Raw genomic sequence first — 2,015 nt, 5'->3', positions numbered from 1 at the left:
TTATTGGAAGAGATTGCTGACTATTTCAAGCCGATACGAGATCATTATTTAGCTTCAGGTGTACTGAACCCTAAAATGATGGGAGTTGATCCCAAGGCGCTGTTGTACCAAGTACCAGGAGGAATGTTATCTAATTTATACGGTCAATTAGAACAAGCGAAAGCTACAGACAAATACGACCAAGTTTTAAAAGAAGTACCTAAGGTCCGAGCAGATCTAGGCTATCCGCCTTTAGTCACACCAATGAGTCAAATGGTAGGCACACAAGCTGTTTTTAACGTGTTGTCAGGTGAAAGATACCAAATGGTACCAAATGAAATTAAAGAATATCTACGGGGTTCTTATGGACAAAGTCCGGTACCTGTCAAAGAAGTTTTTCGAAAGCAGATCATTAAAGACGAAGAAGTGATCATGGATCGACCGGCTAATCATATTTTACCGGAGTTTGATCGCTTAAAAGCTGAATTGGGTGAGTTGGCAAAAAAAGATGAAGATGTTTTAACGTATGCTATGTTTCCTCAAGTCGGCAAAGCTTTTCTTGAAAAGAAATACTCCCAAATAAATGCCAACTCAACTGAAAATAAAAGCGAACAGCAAGAAAACAAGCTGATCAAAATAAGGGCAGTGATGTAAAGGAGACGACGTAACATGGACTTTACTTTGGTAGATGGAGTTATAGTTATGGTAACCAGTCTAGTCATTGTTTTTTTAGCATTGGTTATTTTACAATTTGTCATTGAAGTAATGCACCGCTTCATTCAGCGTAAAGAAATGGAAAAGTCTATCACGTTTCTGTTAAAGAACTTCCAGAACAAACGGATCTAACTCCAACCACATCTCAAAAAATACCTCAAAAATCAGAACCTTCTTTTTCACGTTCCGATACGGAAGCTGAATCATCCGCCAGTATGGAAGTAACTGCTCCCATGCCGGGAACAATTTTATCGTTAGCTGTAAAAAAAGGACAAGCTGTAGAAGCGGGTGAGGTCTTGTGTGTTTTGGAAGCTATGAAAATGGAAAATGAAATAGTAGCACCTCAAAGTGGAATAGTGTCAAATATCTCCATCCGTGAAAATCAAACCGTGGAAGCAGGAGACATTTTGGTTGTGCTCTAAAACATTGGAGGAGTTCGTATGTTGGATGCTCTGAACGAAATGATTCGAACATCAGGATTTGCAAACTTGACGTATAAAGAGCTGATTATGTTGACCTTAGCTTGTTTTTTCCTTTATTTAGCGATAAAAAAAGGGTATGAGCCTTACTTGCTGATCCCGATTGCTTTTGGTATGTTCTTAGTTAACCTGCCTTTAGCAGGGTTGATGACACCTCCGTTAAACGGAGAAAATGGCGGTTTATTGTATTATATTTACCAAGGAATTGATTTGGGGATCTTTCCACCTTTGATTTTTCTTTGTCTGGGTGCTGCTACTGATTTTGGACCGTTGATTGCTAATCCAAAAACATTGTTATTAGGCGGAGCAGCGCAAATTGGCATCTTTATTGCTTTTTTCGGTGCGTTGATGTTTGGTATGACACCTCAAGAAGCAGCATCAATTGGCATAATTGGAGGAGCAGATGGACCTACTGCTATTTATTTAACGACTCAACTGTCTCCGCATTTATTATCTACGATTGCCATTGTTGCATATTCTTATATGGCCTTGATTCCGATTATTCAACCTCCGATTATTCGGTTGTTAACGACTAAGAAAGAACGTGAAATAAAAATGGAGCAGTTACGGGAAGTTTCTAAAACAGAAAAAATTATTTTCCCGATCGCAACGACATTAATTGTCGGCTTAGTAGTCCCTTCAGCTACGCCTTTAATAGGGATGCTGATGCTGGGTAATTTAGTGAAAGAAAGTGGACAAGTCCCCAAAATCACTGAAACACTGCAAAATGCCTTTATGTACATTGTAACGATTTTATTAGGCTTATCTGTGGGGGCAAAAGCAAGTGGAGAGGTTTTCTTAACGATTGAGACAGTGAAAATTATCGTTTTAGGCCTAATTGCC

At 39.0% G+C, this 2,015-nt stretch carries 3 protein-coding genes and 1 pseudogene; all 4 read left to right on the top strand.

What is annotated here, in order from left to right:
- Positions 1 to 633, top strand: a pseudogene (locus RT405_RS11015) (oxaloacetate decarboxylase subunit alpha); the annotation flags it as partial.
- Positions 634 to 648: 15 nt separating this feature from the next.
- Positions 649 to 825, top strand: a complete 177-nt coding sequence (locus RT405_RS11010) for an OadG family protein (protein WP_313469680.1) — start codon at positions 649 to 651, stop codon at positions 823 to 825.
- Between the two features lie 83 nt (positions 826 to 908).
- The gene (locus RT405_RS11005; RefSeq protein WP_313469678.1) at positions 909 to 1,115 is read left to right on the top strand and encodes a biotin/lipoyl-containing protein; all 207 of its coding nucleotides are present in this window, start codon (positions 909 to 911) and stop codon (positions 1,113 to 1,115) included.
- An 18-nt stretch (positions 1,116 to 1,133) separates the two neighbouring features.
- A partial coding sequence (locus RT405_RS11000) for a sodium ion-translocating decarboxylase subunit beta (protein ID WP_313469677.1) occupies positions 1,134 to 2,015 on the top strand: 882 nt, incomplete at its 3' end.

The organism is Carnobacterium sp., from assembly GCF_032094055.1.
Taxonomy (GTDB): domain Bacteria; phylum Bacillota; class Bacilli; order Lactobacillales; family Carnobacteriaceae; genus Carnobacterium_A.
This window is presented reverse-complemented; position numbering and strand designations above follow the sequence as displayed.